Annotated in this window: 16 protein-coding genes; 12 read left to right on the top strand and 4 right to left on the bottom strand. The window is 70.8% G+C overall.

Annotated elements, in window-relative coordinates:
• Positions 1-268 precede the first annotated feature (268 nt).
• From OG206_RS05030 to OG206_RS04990, 9 genes are all read left to right on the top strand, one after another.
• A complete protein-coding gene (locus tag OG206_RS05030) occupies positions 269-3973 on the top strand; it encodes a ThuA domain-containing protein (RefSeq protein ID WP_327112618.1) in 3705 nt (1234 codons plus the stop codon).
• A gap of 93 nt (positions 3974-4066) precedes the next feature.
• Positions 4067-5185, top strand: coding sequence for an inositol-3-phosphate synthase (locus OG206_RS05025; protein WP_327112616.1), 1119 nt, complete (start codon positions 4067-4069; stop codon positions 5183-5185).
• 95 nt (positions 5186-5280) lie between these two features.
• Positions 5281-6378, top strand: a complete 1098-nt coding sequence (locus OG206_RS05020) for an SCO3242 family prenyltransferase (protein ID WP_327122187.1) — start codon at positions 5281-5283, stop codon at positions 6376-6378.
• Entirely contained in the window at positions 6375-7301 is a 927-nt protein-coding gene (locus OG206_RS05015) for a sugar phosphate isomerase/epimerase family protein (RefSeq protein ID WP_327112614.1), read from the top strand. The genes OG206_RS05020 and OG206_RS05015 overlap by 4 nt, the downstream gene beginning before the upstream one ends.
• A complete protein-coding gene (locus tag OG206_RS05010) occupies positions 7295-7924 on the top strand; it encodes an EboA domain-containing protein (RefSeq protein ID WP_327112612.1) in 630 nt (209 codons plus the stop codon). Before OG206_RS05015 ends, OG206_RS05010 begins: the two co-directional genes overlap by 7 nt.
• Positions 7924-8772, top strand: a complete 849-nt coding sequence (locus OG206_RS05005) for a TatD family hydrolase (protein ID WP_327112610.1) — start codon at positions 7924-7926, stop codon at positions 8770-8772. Before OG206_RS05010 ends, OG206_RS05005 begins: the two co-directional genes overlap by 1 nt.
• A 3-nt stretch (positions 8773-8775) precedes the next feature.
• A complete protein-coding gene (gene eboE, locus OG206_RS05000) occupies positions 8776-9951 on the top strand; it encodes a metabolite traffic protein EboE (RefSeq protein WP_327112608.1) in 1176 nt (391 codons plus the stop codon).
• Positions 9948-11339 (top strand): nucleotide pyrophosphatase/phosphodiesterase family protein, encoded by a 1392-nt coding sequence (locus tag OG206_RS04995; RefSeq protein WP_327112606.1) that lies wholly within the window; start codon positions 9948-9950, stop codon positions 11337-11339. The genes eboE and OG206_RS04995 overlap by 4 nt, the downstream gene beginning before the upstream one ends.
• Positions 11340-11379: 40 nt before the next feature.
• Positions 11380-12459: a sugar phosphate isomerase/epimerase family protein gene (locus OG206_RS04990; RefSeq protein WP_327112604.1), complete on the top strand. Its 1080-nt coding sequence runs from the start codon at positions 11380-11382 to the stop codon at positions 12457-12459.
• A gap of 74 nt (positions 12460-12533) precedes the next feature.
• On the opposite strand, the gene OG206_RS04985 is transcribed toward OG206_RS04990, so the two are convergent.
• From OG206_RS04985 to OG206_RS04970, 4 genes are all read right to left on the bottom strand, one after another.
• Positions 12534-13925, bottom strand: a complete 1392-nt coding sequence (locus OG206_RS04985; protein ID WP_327112602.1) for an OFA family MFS transporter — start codon at positions 13923-13925, stop codon at positions 12534-12536.
• A gap of 123 nt (positions 13926-14048) precedes the next feature.
• Positions 14049-16205 (bottom strand): acetate--CoA ligase family protein, encoded by a 2157-nt coding sequence (locus tag OG206_RS04980; protein WP_327112599.1) that lies wholly within the window; start codon positions 16203-16205, stop codon positions 14049-14051.
• A 2-nt stretch (positions 16206-16207) separates the two neighbouring features.
• Positions 16208-17446, bottom strand: coding sequence for a formyl-CoA transferase (gene frc, locus OG206_RS04975; protein ID WP_327112597.1), 1239 nt, complete (start codon positions 17444-17446; stop codon positions 16208-16210).
• 13 nt (positions 17447-17459) lie between these two features.
• Positions 17460-19151 (bottom strand): thiamine pyrophosphate-binding protein, encoded by a 1692-nt coding sequence (locus OG206_RS04970; RefSeq protein WP_327112595.1) that lies wholly within the window; start codon positions 19149-19151, stop codon positions 17460-17462.
• Positions 19152-19315: 164 nt separating this feature from the next.
• Here OG206_RS04970 and sucC point away from each other — a divergent pair, with 164 nt between their 5' ends.
• From sucC to OG206_RS04955, 3 genes are read left to right on the top strand one after another with little or no spacing between them, the layout of a single operon-like run.
• Positions 19316-20452, top strand: a complete 1137-nt coding sequence (sucC, locus tag OG206_RS04965) for an ADP-forming succinate--CoA ligase subunit beta (RefSeq protein ID WP_327112593.1) — start codon at positions 19316-19318, stop codon at positions 20450-20452.
• A gap of 2 nt (positions 20453-20454) precedes the next feature.
• A complete protein-coding gene (sucD, locus tag OG206_RS04960) occupies positions 20455-21354 on the top strand; it encodes a succinate--CoA ligase subunit alpha (protein ID WP_327112591.1) in 900 nt (299 codons plus the stop codon).
• Positions 21355-21413: 59 nt separating this feature from the next.
• Complete coding sequence (locus OG206_RS04955) at positions 21414-22967, top strand: aldehyde dehydrogenase family protein (protein WP_327112589.1); 1554 nt, start codon at positions 21414-21416, stop codon at positions 22965-22967.
• The last annotated feature ends 7 nt before the right edge of the window (positions 22968-22974 follow it).

The raw sequence follows: 22974 nt of genomic DNA, 5'->3' as shown, positions 1-22974 counted from the left end.
AGGCTCAGCCCTCCGGCGGCCGCAGCAGGCGGCCGGGGGGCGGTTCGGCATGCCCGGACACACCTTTGTCCTTCCGCGGGGAAAAGTTCAACGCAGTAGCTGCGCAAGGGCTTTCCGTACGGGACGAACGCGGCTACGGTCCCATTCGTGTACACCACATGACTCGCGTCACCGGGGCCTCACGGCTCCGATGACGAGCGCGGCAGTCCCCGCGCGGAACGGCAGAAACGCACCCGCCCGAACAACCGGCACACTCCGGAGGACGCACGTGCACAGAAGCAGCAGACGGCTCCGCGCCCGAAAGACACTCGCACTCCTCGCCGGCGGCCTGCTCGCCGCCGCCACGCTCACCCTGGGCTCCACGCCCGCCACCGCCGACGCCCCCAAGGCCTCGGCCGCGCAGGACGCTGCCGAGGACTTCCAGCAGGTCACGCTCGCCAAGGGGGCGGCCGAGACAGGCGAACCCATGACGCTGGCGGTCCTCCCCGACCGCAGCGTGCTGCACACGTCGCGCGGCGGCGAGCTGCGCATCACCGACAGTGCCGGCAACACGCGTATCTCCGGCACCATCCCCGTCTACTCGCACGACGAGGAAGGCCTCCAGGGTGTCGGGATCGACCCCGACTTCGCGGAGAACCGGGCGATCTACCTCTACTACGCGCCGCCGCTGGACACCCCCGCCGGCGACGCCCCGGAGAACGGCACCGCCGCGGACTTCGCCAAGTTCGAAGGGGTGAACCGCCTCTCCCGCTTCGTCCTCAACGAGGACGGGACCCTCGACAACGCCAGCGAGAAGAAGGTCCTCGACATCCCGACCACCCGTGGCATGTGCTGCCACGTGGGCGGGGACATCGACTTCGACGCGCAGGGCAACCTCTACCTCTCTACGGGCGACGACTCCAACCCGTTCGCGTCCGACGGCTACTCGCCGCTGGACGACCGGGCTGACCGCAACCCCGCGTTCGACGCCCGCCGCACCGCCGGGAACACCAACGACCTCCGCGGCAAGATCCTCCGCATCAAGGTGGCCGGCGACGGCTCGTACACCGTCCCGGACGGCAACCTCTTCGCCCCGGGCACGGAGAAGACACGCCCCGAGATCTACGCGATGGGCTTCCGCAACCCCTTCCGCTTCAGCGTCGACAAGGCCACCGGAATCCTGTACGTCGGCGACTACGGCCCCGACGCCGGCGCGGCCGACCCGAACCGCGGACCCGCGGGCCAGGTCGAGTTCGCCCGGGTGACGAAGCCCGGCAACTTCGGCTGGCCCTTCTGCACCGGCGACAACCAGGCCTTCAACGACTACGACTTCGCCACCGGGACCTCCGGCCCGCGCTTCGACTGCGCCGCCCCGAAGAACGAGTCGCGGTACAACACCGGTCTTGTGGACCTCCCGCCGTCGCAGGCCGCCTGGATCCCGTACGACGGCGCCTCCGTTCCCGAGTTCGGGACCGGCTCCGAGTCCCCGATGGGCGGGCCCGTCTACCACTACGACGCCGGCCTCGACTCGCCCGTGAAGTTCCCCGAGGCGTACGACGGCGACTTCTTCGCCGGGGAGTTCGGCCGGCAGTGGATCAAGCGCATCGAGCAGGACGGCGACGGAGCCGTGAAGTCCATCAACGACGTCCCGTGGACCGGGACGCAGGTGATGGACATGGCCTTCGGCCCCGACGGGGCACTGTACGTCCTGGACTACGGACTCTCCTGGTTCGGCGGCGACGAGCACTCGGCGCTCTACCGCATCGAGAACGCCACCGGCGGCCGCTCACCCATCGCGGAGGCGACCTCGGACAAGACGTCCGGTGTCGCGCCGCTCAAGGTGAAGTTCTCGTCCGCCGGCACGACCGACGGTGACGGCGACGCCCTGACCTACGCGTGGGACTTCGGCGACGGCGGCACATCCACCGCGGCCAACCCCACCTACACGTACAGGAAGAACGGCACCTACACCGCCACCGTCACCGCCGAGGACCCGACGGGCCGCACCGGCTCGGCGAGCGTCCACGTGACCGTCGGCAACACCGCGCCCACCGTCGTGCTGGACACCCCGCTCGACGGCCGGCCGTTCACGTTCGGCGACGAGGTGCCCTTCAAGGTGACCGTCACCGACCCGGAGGACGGGGCCGTCGACTGCAGCAAGGTCGAGGTCAAGTTCACCCTCGGACACGACAGCCACGGCCACGACATCACCACCGAGCACGGCTGCGAAGGCACCATCACGACGGCCATGGAGGGCGGCCACGACCCCAACGCCAACATCTACGGCGGCATCTCCGCGTCCTACACGGACGGCGGGGGCGGCGGCCAGGCCGCACTGACCGGCCGTGACCAGGCGAAGCTCCAGCCCCGCCACCGCCAGGCCGAGCACTTCGACCGGTCCTCCGGCATCACCACACCCAGCAAGAGCAGCGCCCACGGCGGGAGGACCGTCGGGGACATCGACAACGACGACTGGATCTCCTTCACCCCGTACATCCTCGACGGCACCACCAAGCTCACCGCCCGTACGTCCTCGGCGGGTGCCGGCGGCTTCCTCGAGGTGCGGGCCGGATCGCCCACCGGCAAGATCCTCGGCTCCGCGCCGGTCCCGGTGACCGGCAGCTGGGACTCGTTCCAGGACATCGACGTGCCGCTGCGCGGTGCGCCGAAGAAGGCCACGGAGCTCTTCCTCGTCTTCAAGGGCGGGAGCGGGGCGCTCTACGACGTGGACGACTTCGAGCTGTCGAACAGCCCCGTGGACAAGACCGCCAAGCGTGTCCTCGTCTTCTCCAAGACCGGCGGCTTCCGCCACGACTCGATCCCCGCCGGCGTCGCCGCGCTCAAGGAGCTCGGCAAGGACACCAACATCACGGTCGACTCCACCGAGGAGGCCGGCCAGTTCACCACCAGCAACCTGGCGCGCTACGACGCCGTCGTCTTCCTGTCGACGACCGGTGACATCCTCAACGCCGACCAGCAGAAGGCCTTCGAGAACTTCGTGGCCACCGGCGGCGGATACATGGGCGTCCACGCGGCCGCCGACACCGAGTACGACTGGAAGTTCTACGGCGGACTGGTCGGGGCGTACTTCTCCTCGCACCCGCAGATCCAGCCGGCGACCGTGCGGGTGGAGAACCACGACCACCCGGCGACCGCGCACCTGGACGAGGCCTGGGACCGTACCGACGAGTGGTACAACTACCGCAGCAACCCGCGGGACAAGGCCCAGGTCCTCGCCACGCTGGACGAGACCAGCTACACCGGCGGCACGATGAAGGGCGACCACCCGATCGCCTGGTGCCAGGCCTACGAAGGCGGTCGCTCCTTCTACACCGGCCTCGGCCACACCAAGGAGTCCTACGCCGAACCGGCCTTCCGCCAGCACCTGCTGGGCGGACTGCGCTACGCCTCGGGCCAGGTCAAGGCCAACTGCAAGCCGGACACCGGCTACCGGTCGATCTTCAACGGCAAGACGCTCGAGGGCTGGAAGCAGGCCGGTCCCGGCAAGTTCACCGTCGCCGACGGCGAGCTGCGCTCCGAGGGCGGCATGGGCCTGCTGACCTACCAGGCCAAGGAGCTGAAGTCCTACTCGCTGAAGCTCGACTGGAAGATGGCGGGCGACGACAACTCCGGTGTGTTCGTCGGCTTCCCGCAGTCGGACGACCCGTGGTCCGCGGTGGACAACGGCTACGAGGTCCAGATCGACGCCACCGACGCGGCGGACCGCACGACCGGGGCCGTCTACACCTTCAAGTCCGCCGACATCAAGGCCCGTGACCGCGTCCTGCGGCCGCCCGGGCAGTGGAACAGCTACGAGATCAAGGTCCAGGGCGAGCGCCTCCAGGTGTTCCTCAACGGTGTGAAGATCAACGACTTCACCAACACCGTGCCCGCCCGCAGTCTGAAGGACGGCTTCATCGGTCTCCAGAACCACGGGGCCGACGACCAGGTGTCCTTCCGTGACATCCAGCTGAAGGAACTGCCCTCGACGTAGGGCGGCCACCTCCTGCGCCGACGGTGGGCGGGGATGCCCCGGCTCCCCGCCCACCGTCCACCACCCCTCTACATCCCCCCAGGGAGGCAGCCCGTGACCGCACATGCCGTTCGTACCGGAGTCTGGTTCATCGGAGCCCGCGGATCGGTCGCCACCACCGCGACCGCCGGATGCGCGGCCATCGCGGCCGGCCTCCACCCGCCGACCGGCATGGTCACCGAGACACCCCCCTTCACGGACATCGGGCTGCCACCCCTGACCTCCCTCGTCTTCGGCGGCCACGACACCCTCGACTGCCCGCTGCCCAAGCGGGCCGAGGCCCTCGCGGCCGGCGGCGTGCTCCCGCACGGGCTCCCCTCGGCGGTCGGGGCCGAACTCGCCCGCGCCGACGCGGAGATACGCCCCGGCGGACCACTCGCCGGTGACACGCGCACCGACGAGGAGCTCATCAGCGCCTTCGCCACGGACCTCGAGGACTTCGCCCGCCGCCACGAGCTGGCCCGCACCGTCGTCATCAACGTGGCGTCGACCGAGCCCGCACCCGCCGAGGACGACGACCGGCTCCCGGCCAGCTCCCTCTACGCGGCCGCCGCACTCCGCGCCGGCTGCGCGTACGCCAACTTCACCCCCTCCACGGGCCTGCGCAGCCCCCGCCTCCGGGACGCCGTCGAATCCAGTGGACTTCCCCACGCCGGACGCGACGGCAAGACGGGGCAGACCCTGCTGCGCTCCGTACTCGCCCCGATGTTCGTCCAGCGCGCGCTGCCGGTGCGGGCGTGGTCGGGCACGAACCTGCTGGGCGGCGGCGACGGGGCGGCGCTGGCCGACCCCGCCGCGGCGGCCGCCAAGAACGCGGGCAAGGAGCGTGTGCTGGCCGACACGCTCGGGGCCGCCCCCGAGGGCGAGGTCCACATCGACGACGTGCCGGCGATGGGCGACTGGAAGACCGCGTGGGACCACATCGCCTTCGACGGCTTCCTCGGCTCGCGGATGATCCTCCAGACGATCTGGCAGGGCTGCGACTCGGCCCTGGCCGCACCCCTGATCCTGGACCTGGCCCGGCTGCTCGCCCGCTCCCACGAGGCGGGCCTGACCGGCCCGCTGCCCGAACTGGGTTTCTACTTCAAGGACCCCGACGGAGGGCCGGCCGCACTGTCCGAGCAGTACGCCTCCCTGCTGGCCTTCGCCGGCCGTCTGCGAGCCGCCCGGTGAGGCCGCTCCGGCCGGCCGCCGACACGGCCGGGACACCGCGGGTCCCCGGAGCCCGGCCCCTGGCCGCGGTCCCGGTGCCGCGGCCCTCGGACAGCCTGTCCGGTGCGAGCGGGACTGCGCCCGCACCGGACAGGCCCCGGACCGGTGGCCGCCTGCGCGCCTGGGCGGAACTGCTGCGCGTGTCCGCGCTGTTCAGCGTGCCCGGCGACGCCCTCGCCGGGGCCGCGGCAGTCGGCCGCCGCCCCGGCCGCGGCACGGCACTCGCGGTCGGTGCGTCGCTGTGCCTCTACGAGGCGGGCATGGCCCTCAACGACTGGGCGGACCGCGAGGAGGACGCCCTGGACCGTCCGCACCGCCCGATCCCCTCGGGCCGCGTCGCCCCCGGCGCGGCCCTGGCAGCGGCCGGCGCCCTCACCGCCGCGGGCCTGGCCCTGGCGTCCCGCGCCGGCCGCCCGGCCCTCGCGGTGGCAACGGGCCTCGCGGCCACCGTCTGGGCCTACGACCTGCACCTGAAGCACACGAAGCTGGGCCCCGCGGCGATGGCCTCGGCCCGCGCCCTGGACCTGTTGCTCGGCGCCACGGCGACGGCGGTGCCCGGAACCCCGCAGGCGACGCTGCCGAGTGCCGTCGCGGCACCGGGACGTGGGGGAGAGACACCGAAGGCAGCCGGACCCGGCGGCCGGCCGGCCGCCACGTACCCTCGCCGGGGCGCCGGGAACGCGGGCTCCGCGCGCGCCCTCCGCTCCGCGGTCCCGTCCGCGCTCGTGCTCGGCGCACACACCTACGCCGTCACCGCGGTCTCCCGCCACGAGGCCCAGGGCGGCTCCTCCGCCGCGCCGTCGGCCGCGCTCGCCGGGGTCGCCGCGCTCGGGGCGGCCGTCCTGCGCGCGCGCCCGGCGCCGCGCGGAAGCGGCGACGTGCCGGGGAGCCCCGTGAAGGCCGGCGTCGCCGAACGGCTCCTGCTCCCCGCCTTCACCGGCGCCTACCTGCGCACCTCCGCGGTGCCGCTCCTCCACGCCGCACTCAACCCCTCCCCGCCCCTCACCCAGCGCGCCGTCGGCGGCGGCATCCGGGCGATGATCCCGCTGCAGGCCGCACTGGCCGTCAGGGCGGGGGCACCCGTCAACGGGCTCGCGGCCATGGGACTCGTCCCCCTGACCCGCGCGCTCGCCCGGAAGGTGAGCCCCACATGACGCTCCGCTTCGGCTACGGCACCAACGGACTGACCGACCTCCGGCTCGACGACGCCCTCGGACTGCTCGCCGACCTCGGCTACGACGGTGTCGGGCTGACCCTCGACCACATGCACCTCGACCCGATGGCCCCGGACCTCGCCGCCCGGACCCGCCGGGTCGCCGGCAGGCTCGCGGAACTGGGCCTGGGCGTGACCGTCGAGACCGGAGCACGGTACGTCCTCGACCCCCGGCGCAAACACGGCCCCTCCCTCCTCGACCCGGACCCCGAGGCCCGCGCCGCCCGGACGGCCCTGCTGGTCCGCGCCGTCGACGTGGCCGCCGAGCTGGGGGCCCACGCCGTGCACTGCTTCAGCGGTATCACCCCGCCGGACACCACCACCGACACCGCCTGGGAGCGGCTGACGGAAGCCCTCAGCCCCGTGCTGGACGCCGCCGGGCGCGCAGGCGTCCCCGTCGCCGTCGAGCCGGAACCCGGCCACCTCCTCGCCACGCTCGCGGACTTCCACCGGCTGCGCACCCTCCTCGGAGACCCCGGGCCGCTCGGGCTCACCCTCGACATCGGCCACTGCCAGTGCCTGGAACCCGCACCGCCCGTCGAGTGCGTGAAGGAGGCCGCGCCCTGGCTGCGGCACGTCCAGATCGAGGACATGCGGCGGGGGACGCACGAACACCTGCCGTTCGGCGACGGCGAGATCGACTTCCCGCCGGTGCTGGAAGCCCTGGCCGCCACCGGGTACAGCGGTCTCACCGTCGTCGAACTGCCCCGGCACTCCCACGCGGGACCCGAACTCGCCCGCCACTCGATCGACTTCCTCCGAGCGGCCGCCGGGACCACCGGGCCGGCCCGCGTGAGGACGAGCACGCCCCGGGTCGCGGCCGACCCGGCCACCGGGGCGACGAACGGAGGCGCACCGTGCTGATCGACCACAAGGAACTCGACGGCCTGCTCCCGGGTGCGGCGAGGGCCTGGCTCGACGAGGCGCTCGACGAGGCCGCCCACGCCGCCGCCCACCCCGGCTCCGACAGCGGCACCCCGCCCTGGGAACTGCGGTTCGCCTCCGCGGGCCGGCACTGCGGACTGGATCACGCCGACTCCGTACGCGCGCTGCTGCTCGTCGAGGCGCGGGCCGGGCTGTCCGCGGTCACCCGGCTGTACGAACAGGGCACCGCGGCCGAGCGGCGTGCCGTCCTCCTCACCCTGCACCGGCTCGATCTCGGGGCCCGCGCGCTGCCGCTCGTCGAGGACGCACTGCGCACCAACGACACCCGGCTGGTCGCCGCGGCGGTCGGCCCCTACGGTGCGGCCCACCTCGACGCCCACGGCTGGCGGCACGCCGTCCTCAAGTGCCTGTTCACCGAGGTCCCCGTGGAGGCCCTGGACCGGCTGGCGGCCCGCGCCCGGGGCGACGCCGAACTCGCCAGAATGCTAGGCGACTTCGCCGCCGAGCGCATCGCCGCGGGCCGCCCCGTACCCCCCGGTCTGCTGATCGTCCTCGAACATACGGCCCCCGGTCCCGCCCCCGCCCCCACGGAGGAGTCCTGATGCGCATCTTCGACCCCCACATCCACATGACCTCCCGCACCACGGACGACTACCAGGCGATGTACGACGCGGGTGTCCGGGCCCTGGTGGAACCCTCTTTCTGGCTCGGCCAGCCCCGCACCTCGCCCGCCAGCTTCTTCGACTACTTCGACGCGCTCCTGGGCTGGGAGCCGTTCCGCGCCTCGCAGTACGGCATCGCCCACCACTGCACGCTCGCCCTGAACCCCAAGGAGGCGAACGACCCGCGCTGCACTCCCGTCCTGGACGCGCTGCCCCGGTATCTCGTCAAGGACTCCGTCGTCGCCGTCGGTGAGATCGGCTACGACTCGATGACGCCCGCCGAGGACACCGCCCTCGCCACCCAGCTCCAGCTCGCCTCCGAGCACGGTCTGCCCGCTCTCGTCCACACCCCCCACCGCGACAAGCTCGCCGGGCTGCACCGGACCATCGACGTCGTCCGGGAGTCCGACCTCGCCCCGGAGTTCGTCCTGCTCGACCACCTCAACGAGACGACCGTCGAGGACGCCCTGGACAGCGGCTGCTGGGCCGGCTTCTCCATCTATCCCGACACCAAGATGGACGAGGACCGGATGGTCTCGGTCCTGCGGAACCACGGCAGTGACAGGATCCTCGTCAACTCGGCGGCGGACTGGGGGAAGAGCGATCCGCTGAAGACCCGCAAGGTCGCCGACGCCATGCTGAAGGCCGGGTTCGACGAGGACGAGGTCGACAAGGTGCTCTGGCGCAACCCCGTCGCCTTCTACGGACAGAGCGGCCGGCTCCAGCTCGACACTGTCGCTCCCGGACAACTCCACGAAGGAAACTCCATCCTCCGCGGCGGGGAGTGAGCGATGCGCTTCCGTCACCCCGACGGCTCCGTCGTCCATCTCGCCTACTGCACGAACGTGCACCCTGCCGAAACCCTCGAAGGGGTGCGCGCCCAGCTGCGCGACCACTGCGAGCCCGTACGCAAACGGCTCGGGCGTGACCGCCTCGGCATCGGCCTCTGGCTCGCCAAGGACGCCGCGCGTGCCCTGATCAACGACCCCGCGGCGCTCCGCTCGCTGCGCGGTGAGCTGGAGCGGCGCGGCCTGGAAGTGGTCACCCTCAACGGCTTCCCCTACGAGGGTTTCGGCGCCCAGGAGGTCAAGTACCGGGTCTACAGCCCGGACTGGACCGACCCCGAGCGCCTCGCCCACACCACGGACCTGGCCCGGCTGCTCGCCGCCCTGCTCCCCGACGACGTCACCGAGGGGACCGTCTCGACCCTCCCTATCGCCTGGCGCACCCCGTTCGACGACGACCCCACGGCCGCGGGCACCGCCCGTAAGGCGCTCACCGTGCTCGCGCAGCGGCTCGACGCCCTCGCCGAACTGACCGGCAAGTCCATCGGCATCGGTCTCGAACCCGAACCGGGCTGCACGGTGGAGACCACCGCCGACGCCATCGCGCCCCTGACGGCCGTGGGGCACGAACGCATCGGCATCTGCATCGACACCTGTCACCTCGCGACCTCCTTCGAGGACCCGGACACCGCGCTCGACGCCCTGGGGGCGGCCGGCATCCGTGTGGCCAAGGCGCAGCTCTCCGCCGCGCTGCACGCCGAGCACCCCCATCTGCCCGAAGTCCGCGCCGCTCTCGGCGCGTTCGCCGAGCCCCGCTTCCTGCACCAGACACGCGCGTCGACCGCCGGGGGCCTCCGGGGGACCGACGACCTGGAGGAAGCGGTCTCCGGCGGTGCGCTCCCCGACAGCACACCCTGGCGCTCGCACTTCCACGTCCCCCTGCACGCGCCCCCCGCGCCGCCGCTCACCTCCACCCTGCCCGTCCTCCAGTCCGTGCTGACCCGGCTCGTCGGCGGGACTGTGCCCCTCACCCGGCACCTCGAAGTCGAGACGTACACCTGGCAGGCGCTCCCCGCCGAACAGCGGCCGCGCACCCGCACCCAGCTGGCCGACGGCATCGCCGCCGAACTGACCCTCGCCCGCGACCTCCTCGTCGACCTCGGGCTGAAGGAGCTCCCATGACCGCACCGGAAACCGGTACACGCCCCACCCCACTGCTCGTCCTCGACGTCGTCGGACTCACCCCCCAACTGCTTGCGCACATGCCGAATCTGCGGGCCATGGCCGGGTCGAAGGCACCGCTGTCCACCGTGCTGCCCGCCGTCACCTGCGCCGCCCAGTCCACCTTCCTCACCGGCACGACGCCCTCCGAGCACGGCATCGTCGCCAACGGCTGGTACTTCCGGGAACTCGGCGACGTCCTCCTGTGGCGCCAGCACAACGGACTCGTCGAGGGCGACAAGCTGTGGGACGCGGCCCGGCGGGCGCACCCCGGGTACACCGTCGCCAACATCTGCTGGTGGTACGCCATGGGCGCCGACACCGACTGGACCGTCACTCCCAGGCCCGTGTACTACGCCGACGGCCGCAAGGAACCCGACTGCTACACCAGGCCCCCGGCGCTGCACGACGAGCTGACAGAGAAGCTCGGCACCTTCCCCCTCTTCCACTTCTGGGGGCCCGGTGCCGACCTCGTCTCCTCGCAGTGGATCATCGACGCCACCCGTCACGTCCTCGCGACCCGCACCCCCGACCTGGCGCTCTGCTACCTCCCGCACCTCGACTACGACCTCCAGCGCTACGGCCCCGACGACCCGCGTTCCCACCGGGCGGCGGCCGACCTCGACCGTGCCGTGGCACCGCTGCTCGACGACGCCAGGGCCCAGGGCCGCACCGTCGTCGCACTCTCCGAGTACGGCATCACCCGGGTCGACCGCCCCGTGGACATCAACCGTGCCCTGCGCCGGGCCGGCCTGCTGGAGGTGCACACCCAGGACGGCATGGAGTACCTCGACCCGATGACCTCACGCGCCTTCGCCGTCGCCGACCACCAGCTCGCCCACGTCTACGTGCGCAGGCCGGAGGACCTCGAAGCCACGAGAGAGGCACTCGCCGACCTGCCCGGGATCGCCGAACTCCTGGACGACGAGGGCAAGAAGGCGAACCACCTGGACCATCCCCGCTCCGGCGAACTGGTCGCCGTCGCGGAGAAGGACGCCTGGTTCACGTACTACTACTGGCTCGACGACGCACGCGCGCCCGACTTCGCGCAGCTCGTCGAGATCCACCGCAAACCGGGCTACGACCCCGTGGAGCTCTTCATGGACCCCCAGGACCCCTACGTCCGGGTCAAGGCGGTCTCGGCGGTGGCCCGCAAGAAGCTCGGCATGCGCTACCGCATGGCGGTCGTCCCGCTCGACCCCTCACCTATTCGCGGCAGCCACGGCCGCCTCCCCACGAGCGACGACGAAGGTCCGCTCATCCTCTGCTCCACCCCCCACGCGTTCACCGGCCGAGTCCAGGCCACCGAAGTGAAGTCCCTGCTCCTCCAGCTTGCCGGACTGCACTGACAATCCGCCCGCCCGCACATCCACAGGGAGATACGTGATCATGAGCCGCACCCCGAAGGACCCGGAACTCGCGAGCCGACTCAGCCGTCGCAACGTCCTGGGCGTCGCAGCCGGAACCGCTGCCGCCACACTCATCGGCGGCGCCGCGCAGGCGGCGACCCCGCAGAGCGGGCAGGACAAGGGCCAAGGGCACGGACACGGGCACGGAAACGGCCACGGCAAGGGCCGTCCCGTCCTGCCCCCCGGCCGTCTCGGTATCCAGCTGTACAGCCTGCGGGACAAGGTCTCCACCCTCGGCTTCGCGCCGGTCTTCGCCGAACTGGAGAAGTACGGCTACGACGAGATCGAGTTCGCCGGGTACACCCAGGGCTCGGCCGGCTCGATCACCCTCGCCCAGCTCAGGAAACTGGCCAAGGACCACGGGCTGAACCCCATCGGAAGCCACGTCGGCTACTCCGACGACAACAACCCCGGTGCCTACACCTTCGCCCAGAACCTCACCAAGGTCCTCGACGACGCCGAGGCCCTCGGCCTGAAGCACATCGGCACCGCCTCCGGGCCCTTCCGCTACGGCTCCACCGTCGACGGCTGGAAGCGCGCCGCCGAGGACTTCAACACCTACGGCGCCGCCGCCCGCAAGCGCGGCATGAAGTTCTACCAGCACAACCACGCGGAGGAGTTCTCCTTCGCCACCGACAAGCCGAACGTACGGCTCTACGACGTCCTGCTCGCCGAGACCGACCCCGACCTCGTCTACCTGGAGATGGACATCTACTGGGCCTTCTGCGCCCAGTTCCGCTTCGGCAAGCGCGCGGACGGCACACCGGCGCCCTTCAACCCCATCGACTACGTACTCAAGCAGCCCGACCGCTACCCCCTCTTCCACGTCAAGGACGGCACCCGCAACGACGCCGCCCGCGACGGCTACGACATGACCGACGTCGGCGACGGCGACATCGACTACAAGAACTTCCTGAGCCGGGTCACCGCGCGCACGCACCGCGGCCGCACCTACCACCACTGGCAGACCGAGCACGACAACCCGGTCGAGTCCTTCGCCTTCGCCCGCAAGTCCAGCGAGCACCTGCACTCGCTGCGCGAGAGCCGCTGCGGCGACTGACACCCGACGGCACATACGTGTGGGGCCCGGTTCCGAGAACCGGGCCCCACACGTATGTGCCGTCGCTGTGGTGATCAGTCCGTCTCCCGGCTCACCGGGGCCGGAGCCGGGGCCTTCAGCAGGTTGCCCTTGCGGTCGCGGCCGGGTGCCGCGAGGAACAGGGCGAGGAATCCCGCGAAGAACGAGATGCTGCCCGCCAGGATGAAGGCGCCGTTGAGGCCCCAGGCGTCGACGACCATGAAGCCCATCCCGGCCCCGAGTCCGGAGACGAGCTTGGAGCTGTAGACCATGCCGTAGTTCGTGGCGTTGTTGTTCTCACCGAAGTAGTCCGCGGTCATCGCGGCGAACATCGGGAAGATGGCGCCGCCGCCGAAGCCGGAGATCGCGGAGAAGAGCAGGAACAGCGGCAGACTCTGCATGTCCGCCGACCAGATGATGCCGAACTGGGCGAGCCCCAGGATGACGCAGACGTAGAGCAGGCACTTCTTGCGGCCGTAGAGGTCGGAGAGCCAGCCGATGACGCCGCGCCCGGTGCCGTTGACGATCGCCTTGAGCGACATGGCGGTGGCCACGATCCCCGCCGCGAAGCCCGCGTCCTGGCCGATGTCCACCTGGAAGGCGATACCGAAGATGTTCACGCCGGAGGTGCAGGCGAGACAGACCCACATCAGTGCCACCCGGCCGGTCTTCCACGCCTCGCCCGGGGAGTACTGCTTGATGGCCGGCGGGTTCTTCTCCAGCGAGCGGCGGGCCCGCGGGTCCTCGGGCGGGTTGAGCGGGTCGATCTCGGAGGGCCACCAGTTCTTCGGCGGGTCCCGGAAGAAGAAGCCGGCGCACGCCACCATCACGGCGAGGAAGACACCCACAGAGACCAGGACCCACCTGAAGTTGGTGATGTCCATGTACCCGGTGAAGATGAAGACGAAGGGCACCGAGCCGTAGGCGAAACCGCCGTTGACGAAGCCCGTCTTGCCGCCCCTGCGCTCCGGGTACCACTTGCCGACCATGTTGACACAGGTGGCGTACACCATGCCCGCGCCCATGCCGGAGAACACACTGAAGCCGATGTACGCGAAGATCACGTGCGGCGCGTACGCCAGCGACAGGTAGCCGAGGAGCGTGCCCACCGCCCCCAGCATCATCGCCCAGCGGGCCGGCAGCCTGCCGGTCTCCCGCAGTCTGCCCGCGGGCATCGCGACCGCGGCCTGGAAGAACACCCAGACGGTCATCATCCAGTAGATGTGCCCGCTGTCCCAGTTGTGCGCGTGGTGCAGCGTGTCCTCCGCCGACGCGAAGGCGTACTCGGCCGAACTGATGCCCATCATGCCGACCCACGGCAGGATGACCATCCACTTGCGCTTGCGGCCCAGTATGTCGATGTCGCTCTCGCCGAGCCGGTAGGTGCGGCCGTTGGCGTCCGTCACCTCCCTGAAGGGGACGGATGTGGAGAGGTTTGCAGTCGTCATGTCGATCGAACCCCTTGCGTGGAAGAAGTCTGGCCAGCGCCCCCTGCCCGTTCTCACTTCGCGCCGGGGTCCGCAGCCGAGCGGTACGCCGCGGACCCCGTGGTTCGAGCCGTCGTCATCAGGTCATCGGCCACCGCCCAGCAGACCGGCGGCCCTGGCCCACCTGTACTTCGCGCCGAGCACGGCGACGGGCCGCTCCGTGGTGTACGGATAGGCGACGACACCCCGCTCGAAGAGGTACGCGCAGGCCTCCTCGACCTCGGTGTCACCCGCCAGCGACGCGACCACGGGCTTCTCGATGCCACGCGCCCGGAACTCCTCCACCACCCGGGCCGTCAGCTCGGCGAAGACCATCGGCGGAGTGACGATCGTGTGCCAGTAGCCGAGGACCAGCGCGTGGATCCGCGGATCCTCCATCCCCAGCCGGATCGTCGCCTCGTACGTCGACGGCGGCTCACCGCCCGTGATGTCGATCGGATTGCCGGCCGCGCCGAAGGGCGGGATGAACGCCTTGAACGCCGTGTCGAGATCCGGCGGGATCTCCATCAGGGAGAGCCCGTTGTCGACGATCGCGTCCGAGAGGAGCACCCCCGACCCGCCCGCCCCCGTGATGATCACGACGTTGTCGCCCTTGGGCGCCGGCAGCACCGGCAGCGCCCGCGCGTACTCCAGCATGTCGTTCAGGCCCGGCGCCCGGATGACCCCCGCCTGACGCAGGATGTCGTCGTACACGGCGTCGTCCCCCGCCAGCGCACCGGTGTGGGACCCCGCCGCCCTGGCACCCGCGCTCGTCCGCCCCGCCTTGAGGACCACGACCGGCTTCTTCGGCACGGTCGCCCGGGCCGCCTCCACGAAGGCCCGCCCGTCCTTGAGGTCCTCCAGGTGCATCGCGATGCACTCGGTGTTCGGGTCCTCGCCGAACCAGGTCAGCAGGTCGTCCTCGTCGATGTCCGACTTGTTGCCGAGCCCGACGATCGCGGACACCCCCGTCTTCGTCGACCGTGCGAAGCCCAGGATGGCCATGCCGATGCCACCGGACTGCGAGGTCAGCGCCACCGACCCCTTGACGTCGTACGGGGTGCAGAAGGTGGCGCAGAGGTCCTGCCACGTCGAGTAGTAGCCGTAGATGTTCGGCCCGAGCAGCCGCACGCCGTACTGCTCGCCGACCGCCACGATCTCGTCCTGCAGCGCCTGTTCGCCCGTCTCGGCGAAACCGGACGGAATCAGCACGGCGTTGGGGATCCCCTTGCGGCCCACCTCCTGGAGCGCCGATGCAACGAACTTGGCGGGGATCGCGAAGACCGCCACATCCACCTCACCGGGAACGTCGGTGACACTCTTGTACGCCTTGCGGCCCAGAATGTCATCGGCCTTGGGGTTCACCGGATGGATCTCGCCCGCGAAACCCCCGTCGATGAGGTTCCGCATCACCGAATTGCCTATCTTGCCCTGCTCGTTCGAGGCTCCGATGACCGCGACCGAACGCGGCTCCATCAGCCGGCGCATCGAGACGAGGATCTCCTCCCGGCTGTAGCGGCGCCGCGGCTTCACCTCCTCGGTCGCCAGCAGGATCCGGATGTCGGCGGCGACCGCGCCGTCCGGCGAGGCGATGACCGGGTTGAGGTCCACCTCCGCGATCTCGGGGAAGTCCGTGACCAGTTGCGACACCCGCCGGATCTGCTCCGCCAGCGCCCACCGGTCCACGGCCGGCGCCCCACGCACCCCCTTGAGGATCTCCGCGGCACCGATCGAGTCGAGCATCGACTGCGCCTCGTCCGCGGTCACCGGTGCCAGCCGGAAGGTGATGTCCTTGAGCACCTCCACCAGGACCCCGCCGAGCCCGAACGCCACCACCTTGCCGAAGGTCGGATCGGTGACCGCGCCGACGATGACCTCCTGGCCGGGCGGCACCAGCTGCTGCACCTGCACGCCGTCGATCCGGGCATCGGCCGAATACGCCCGCGCGTTCTTCACGATCCTGCAGAAGGCCGCGCGCACCTCCTGCGCACCCGACACCCCCACCACGACGCCGCCCGCATCCGTCTTGTGCAGGATGTCGGGGGAGACGATCTTGAGGACGACGGGGCCGCCGAGCCGGTCGGCCAGGGCCACCGCCTCGTCGACGTCCGTGGCCAGACCTTCGCCCGGCACCGTGATCCCGTACGCGTCGGCGACGATCTTCCCCTCCGGGGCGGTGAGGGCGCTGCGCCCGTCGCCCCGGACGCGGTCGAGCAGCGCCCTGACGCGTTCCTGCTCCTGTGTCTCGACTGTTCCGGCCATGCTCAGATGACTCCGTTCGTCTTCAGCAGCCGCAGTTCCTCGTCGCCCAGGCCGAGTTCACCCACGTACACCTCCGCGTTGTGCTCACCGAGAAGCGGGGAGGTGACGATGTCGACGGGGGAGTCGGACAGCTTCAGCGGGCTGCCGACGGTGGTGAAGGTCCCGCGCTCGGGGTGTTCGACCTGGACGACCATCTCGTTGGCGGCGAGGGACTCGTCCTCGACGATCTCCTTCGTCGAGAGGATCGGGCCGCAGGGGATGTTGTGCGCGTTCAGCTGCTCCAGGACCTCCCACTTCGGGAGCCCGGCCGACCACTCCTCGATGAGCTGGAACATCTTGCCGAGCTTCGGCAGCCGCGACTCCGGCGTCGCCCACTCGGGGTCCTCCGCGAGCTCCGGGCGTCCGATGAGTGCGGACAGGGGCTTCCATCCGACGGGCTGGACGATGACGTACACGTAGTCGTTCGGGCCGCCCGGCGCGCACTTCACGGCCCAGCCCGGCTGGCCTCCGCCGCTCGCGTTGCCGCTGCGCGGCACCTCGTCGGCCTCCGCCGTGTCCTGGGCGTTCGGGTACTCGGCGAGCGGCCCGTGTGCCAGGCGCTGCTGGTCGCGCAGCTTGACCCGGCAGAGGTTGAGCACGGCGTGCTGCATCGCCACGTTCACCCGCTGTCCGCGGCCGGTGCTCTCGCGCTGGAACAGAGCGGCGAGGATGCCGGCCACCGCATGGATCCCGGTGCCCGAGTCGCCGATCTGCGCGCCGGTCGCGAGCGGTGGGCCGTCCTCGAACCCGGTGGTCGACATCGATCCGCCCATGGCCTGGGCCACGACCTCGTACGCCTTGAAGTTGGTGTACGGGCCCTCGCCGAAGCCCTTGATGGAGGCGTAGACGATCCGGGGGTTGATCTCCTGGATGCGTTCCCAGGTGAACCCCATGCGGTCCACCGCACCCGGTCCGAAGTTCTCGACCATGACGTCGCTGCGGCGGATCAGCTCCGTGAGGATCTCCTTGCCGCGCTCGCTCTTGGTGTTCAGGGTGATGCTCCGCTTGTTGCAGTTGAGCATCGTGAAGTAGAGGGAGTCGACGTCCGGCAGATCGCGCAACTGCTTGCGGGTGATGTCCCCGCTCGGCGCCTCCAGCTTGACGACGTCCGCACCGAGCCAGCCGAGCAGCTGGGTGGCGGAGGGTCCGGACTGTACGTGTGTCATGTCGAGGACGCGTACGCCCTCAAGGGCTTTGGTCATGCCGACGGCTCCTCTACTTGTACATGGTCTGGTTCATCGTTCCGGGGGCGTACGCGTCCGGGTCGACCCAGACGTTGATCAGTGAGGGCAGCCCGGACTCACGGGCCCGCTGCAGAGCGGGGGCGATGTCCGCCGGGTCGCGTACCTCTTCGCCGTAACCGCCGAGCATCTGGGCGAACTTGTCGTAGTGGACGTCGCCCAGGGTGTTGCCGATCCGCTCGCGCTCGTCGCCGTACTTGGCCTTCTGGCCGTAACGGATCTGGTTCATCGACGAGTTGTTGCCGACGATGCCGACGAAGGGGAGGTTGTAGCGGACCAGCGTCTCGAAGTCCCATCCGGTCAGCGAGAACGCGCCGTCACCGAACAGCGCCACGACCTCCTTGTCCGGCCTGGCCTGCTTGGCGGCCAGCACGAACGGCACCCCGACGCCGAGCGTGCCGAGCGGTCCCGGGTCCATCCAGTGGCCGGGTGTGCGGGGCTGGACGACCTGGCCGGAGAAGGTGACGATGTCCCCGCCGTCCCCGATGTAGATGGAGTCCTCGGTGAGGAAGTCGTTGATCTCGCTCACCAGCCGGTACGGATGGATGGGGGAGGCGTCGGACTTCAGCTGCGGCAGCCGCTTCTCGATCGCCGTCTGCTCGGCGGCCCGCAGCTCGTCCAGCCACGCCTTGCGTGACGCCGATCCGCCGTTGAGCCGGCCGCTCGCGGCCTCCGTGACCGCCTTCAGCACCAGCGAGGCGTCACCGACGATCCCGAGGTCGACGTCACGGTTCTTGCCCACGGTGCGGTAGTCCAGGTCGATCTGGACGACCGTGGCGGACGGTGAGAGCCGCTTGCCGTAGCCCATCCGGAAGTCGAAGGGCGTCCCCACGATCACGATGAGGTCGGCGTTGGAGAACGCGTAGCGCCGCGACAGCTGGAAGTGGTGCGGGTCGCCCGGCGGCAGGGTGCCGCGGCCCGCGCCGTTCATGTACGCGGGGATGTTGAGGGTACGGACGAGTTCGGTGGCCGAGTCCGTCGCCCGCGTCGTCCAGACCTGGCTGCCGAGCAGGATCGCCGGTTTCTCGGCGTGGACGAGCAGATCGGCGAGCTTCTCGATGTCCGCCGGGTCACCCGCGGCCCGGGTGGACGCGCGGTAGCGGCCCTCCTCGGGGACGCGTGCCTTGCTCACCGGCACCTTCGCGTCGAGCACGTCGCGCGGGATCTCCAGGAACGACGGCCCCGGCGCGCCGTGGTAGCACTCACGGAAGGCCATCGACACCATGTCCGCCGCGCGTGCGGTGTCCGGCACGGTGGCCGCGAACTTCGTGATGGGCGTCATCATGTCGACGTGCGGGAGGTCCTGCAGCGAGCCCATCTTGTGCTGTGTGTGGGCTCCCTGACCGCCGATCAGAAGCATGGGTGACTCGGCGCGGTACGCGTTGGCGACGCCGGTGACGGCGTCGGTCGTACCGGGGCCCGCGGTGACGACGGCACAGCCCGGCTTGCCGGTGATACGTGCGTATCCGTCTGCGGCGTGGGCGGCGACCTGCTCGTGGCGCACGTCGACGACCTCGATGCCCTCGTCGACGCAGCCGTCGTAGATGTCGATGATGTGGCCGCCGCAGAGGGTGTAGATGCGTTCCACCCCCTCCGCCTTGAGTGCCTTGGCGACCAAGTGCCCACCGGAGATGAGGTTCTGGCTGTCCTGGCTGTCCTCGGGCATGGCGATGTCCTGTCCCTTCGTAGGGGGTGCGGGAGCCGTTCGCCGCTCTCGCGGTACATTGCATACAGTCGACGAATACTGTATGAAGATTGTTATCCCGCATCCGGTGGGTGGTGTCCAGGGGGCGTGCGGCACTTTCACAATCGGCACGATCGGGAGTGGCTATGGATCTGTACGAGCACCAGGCAAGGCAACTCTTCGCGGACCACGGCATCGCCGTGCCGGAGGCCGAGGTCGTGGACCACGCCTCAGCAGCCCACGACGCCGCCGAGCGGCTCGGCGGCCGCGTCGTCGTCAAGGCGCAGGTGAAGACCGGCGGCCGGGGCAAGGCCGGCGGAGTGAAGGTCGCGGCGGACCCGGGGGCCGCCGTCGTCACCGCCCGGCAGATACTCGGCATGGACATCAAGGGCCACCTCGTCAGGAAGGTGATGCTCGCGCAGCCCGTCGACATCGAGGCGGAGTTCTACGTGAGCTTCGTCCTGGACCGGGCCGCCGGCACCTTCCTCGCCATCGCCTCCGCGGAGGGCGGCATGGACATCGAGGAGATCGCCGCCACCCGCCCCGAGGCCGTGGCCCGCATCCCGGTCGACCCGGCCGAGGGCGTCACGGCGGCAGCGGCGGCACTGATCGCCGAGGCGGCCTCGCTCCCGGCGGAGACCGCCCCCGTGATCCAGGCGCTGTGGCAGGTCCTCACCCAGGAGGACGCCCTGCTCGTCGAGGTCAACCCGCTGGTGCGCACGAAGGACGGCCGGATACTCGCACTCGACGGCAAGGTCACCCTCGACGACAACGCGGCCTTCCGGCAGTCCCGTTGGGGCACCGACTCCGCAGACCCGCACGGTGACCCGCTGGAGGCGGCGGCAGCCGCCAAGGGGCTCAACTACGTCAAGCTCGACGGCGAGGTCGGCATCATCGGCAACGGCGCGGGGCTCGTCATGTCCACCCTCGACGTCGTCGCCGGCTGCGGTGCGCGCCCCGCCAACTTCCTCGACATCGGGGGCGGCGCCTCGGCCCGCGTCATGGCCGACGGGCTCACGGTCATCCTCTCCGACCCGTCCGTGAAGTCCGTCTTCGTCAACGTCTTCGGCGGCATCACCGCCTGCGACGCCGTCGCCGACGGCATCGTCCAGGCGCTGGACTCCGTCCACCTCACCAAACCCCTGGTGGTCCGGCTCGACGGCAACAGCGCGGCACGGGGCCGCGCGATCCTGGACGAACGCGCGCACCCGATGGTCCAGCAGGTCACCACCATGGACGGCGCCGCGGACCGGGCGGCCCGACTGGCCCTGGGAGGGCACTGATCATGGCTATCTTCCTCAGCAAGGAGAGCAAGGTCCTCGTCCAGGGCATGACGGGCGCCGAGGGCATGAAGCACACCCGCCGGATGCTCGCCGCGGGCACCCAGATCGTCGGCGGCGTCAACCCGCGCAAGGCGGGCCGGACCGTGGACCTCGACGACCGTACCGTTCCGGTCTTCGGCTCCGTACGCGACGGCATGGAGGCCACCGGCGCCGACGTCACGGTCGTCTTCGTCCCCCCGCCCTTCGCCAGGGCCGCCGTCGTCGAAGCGGCCGACGCGGGGATCGGCCTGGCCGTCGTCATCACCGAGGGGATACCCGTCCACGACGCGGTGGCCTTCCACGCCTACGCGAAAGAGCGCGGCACCCGCATCCTGGGACCCAACTGTCCCGGGGTGATCAGCCCGGGACAGTCCAACGCGGGCATCATCCCGGCCGACATCGCGACGAAGCCCGGCCGCATCGGACTCGTCTCCAAGTCCGGCACGCTCACCTACCAGTTGATGCACGAACTCCGCGACACGGGGTTCTCCACGGCGGTGGGGATCGGCGGGGACCCCGTGATCGGCACGACGCACATCGACTGCCTGGCGGCCTTCGAACAGGACCCGGACACGGAACTGATCGTCCTCATCGGTGAGATCGGCGGCGACGCGGAGGAGCGGGCCGCGGCCTACATCGCCCAGCACGTCAGCAAACCGGTGGTCGGCTACATCGCGGGCTTCACCGCCCCGGAAGGCAAGACCATGGGCCACGCGGGAGCGATCGTCTCGGGCTCGTCGGGCACGGCGGCGGCCAAGAAGAAGGCACTTGAGGCCGTGGGTGTCGCGGTGGGAGCCACCCCCACGGAGACGGCCCGGCTGGCGGAGGACCGTCTCCGCGCCACGACCCGTCCGGGCCGCTGAGCCCCGCACCTCCCGCCCGACGCCCCGTCCCCGTCACCCGCACCCAAGAGCGGAGACCCATGACACCCTCAGCGACCACCACACTCACCCTCAAGCCCGGAACGGCCTGGCAGGACGCCTGGCGCCGCTGTCTGACCACAGCCCCCGAAGCCTTCCAGGACGACCGCGTCAGCAACCTCTGGGGCGCCGCCTGGCGCGTGGACGGGCGTCCCCTTCCCGCTGCCAGCCCCGTCGACGGCACCCCGATCGCCGGACCGCCCCGCCTCGACGCCCCGGCCGCCCGGCAGGCGGTGCGGGCAGCGCTCGACGCCCACCGTGCCTGGCGCCACGTCCCGCTCGCCGAACGGCGCGCCCGCGTCTCGGCCACGCTCGACGCACTCACCGAACACCGCGAACTCCTCGCCCTGCTCCTGGTCTGGGAGATCGGCAAGCCCTGGCGTCTCGCGCAGGCCGACGTGGACCGCGCCATCGACGGCGTCCGCTGGTACGTGGACCACAGTGACCGCCTGCTGGCCGGCCGGACGCCGCTCGCCGGCCCAGTCTCCAACATCGCCAGCTGGAACTACCCCATGTCCGTGCTGGTCCACGCCATGCTGGTGCAGGCGCTCGCCGGCAACGCGGTGATCGCCAAGACCCCCACGGACGGCGGTGTCGCGTGCCTGACCCTGGCCTGCGCCCTCGCCGCCCGTGAGGGGGTTCCGCTCACCCTCCTCAGCGGTAGCGGAAGCGAACTCTCCGAGCCCCTGGTCCGGTCACCCGAGATCGGCTGCGTCTCCTTCGTCGGCGGCCGGGACACCGGCGCACGCATCGCCACCGCCGTCACGGACCTCGGCAAGCGGCACATCCTCGAACAGGAGGGCCTCAACACCTGGGGCATCTGGAACTACACCGACTGGTCCGCCCTGACCGCCGTCATCCCGAAGCTCTTCGACTACGGCAAGCAGCGGTGCACCGCCTACCCCCGATTCGTCGTCCAGCGGACGAGCTTCGCCGAGTTCCTGGCCGCCTACCTGCCCGCCGTACGGTCCCTGCGCACAGGACATCCGCTCGCGGTGCGACACCCCTCCGACCCGCTCCCCACCCTGGACTTCGGCCCCCTGATCAACGCCACCAAGGCCAAGGAGCTGCACGACCAGGTCACCGAGGCGATCGACCGCGGTGCGGTGCCCCTCCATCAGGGATCGGCGACCGACGCCTTGTTCCTCCCGGGCCAGGACACCAGCGCCTACCTCCACCCGGTCACGCTGCTCAACCCCCCGCCCTCCTCCCCGCTCCACCACGCCGAGCCCTTCGGGCCGGTCGACACCATCGTCCTGGTCGACACGGAGGCCGAACTCCTCGCAGCGATGAACGCGTCTAACGGCGCCCTGGTCGCCACTCTGTCCACCGACGACCCGGCGACGTACGAGCGGCTGGCTCCGCAGATCCGGGCGTTCAAGACCGGCCACGGAACGCCGCGTTCACGAGGAGACCGGGAGGAGCTCTTCGGCGGCTTCGGCGCCTCCTGGCGTGGCGCGTTCGTGGGCGGCGAACTCCTCGTGCGTGCCGTGACCGACGGTCCGGGGGAGGAGAGGCCGCCGGGCAACTTCCCGGACTACCACCTCATGCCGTAATCCGGGC

Origin of the sequence: Streptomyces sp. NBC_01341 (assembly GCF_035946055.1) — a bacterium.
Lineage (GTDB): Bacteria > Actinomycetota > Actinomycetes > Streptomycetales > Streptomycetaceae > Streptomyces.
The sequence above is the reverse complement of the archived record's forward strand: the minus strand, read 5'-3'. Positions and strand labels throughout refer to the sequence as shown.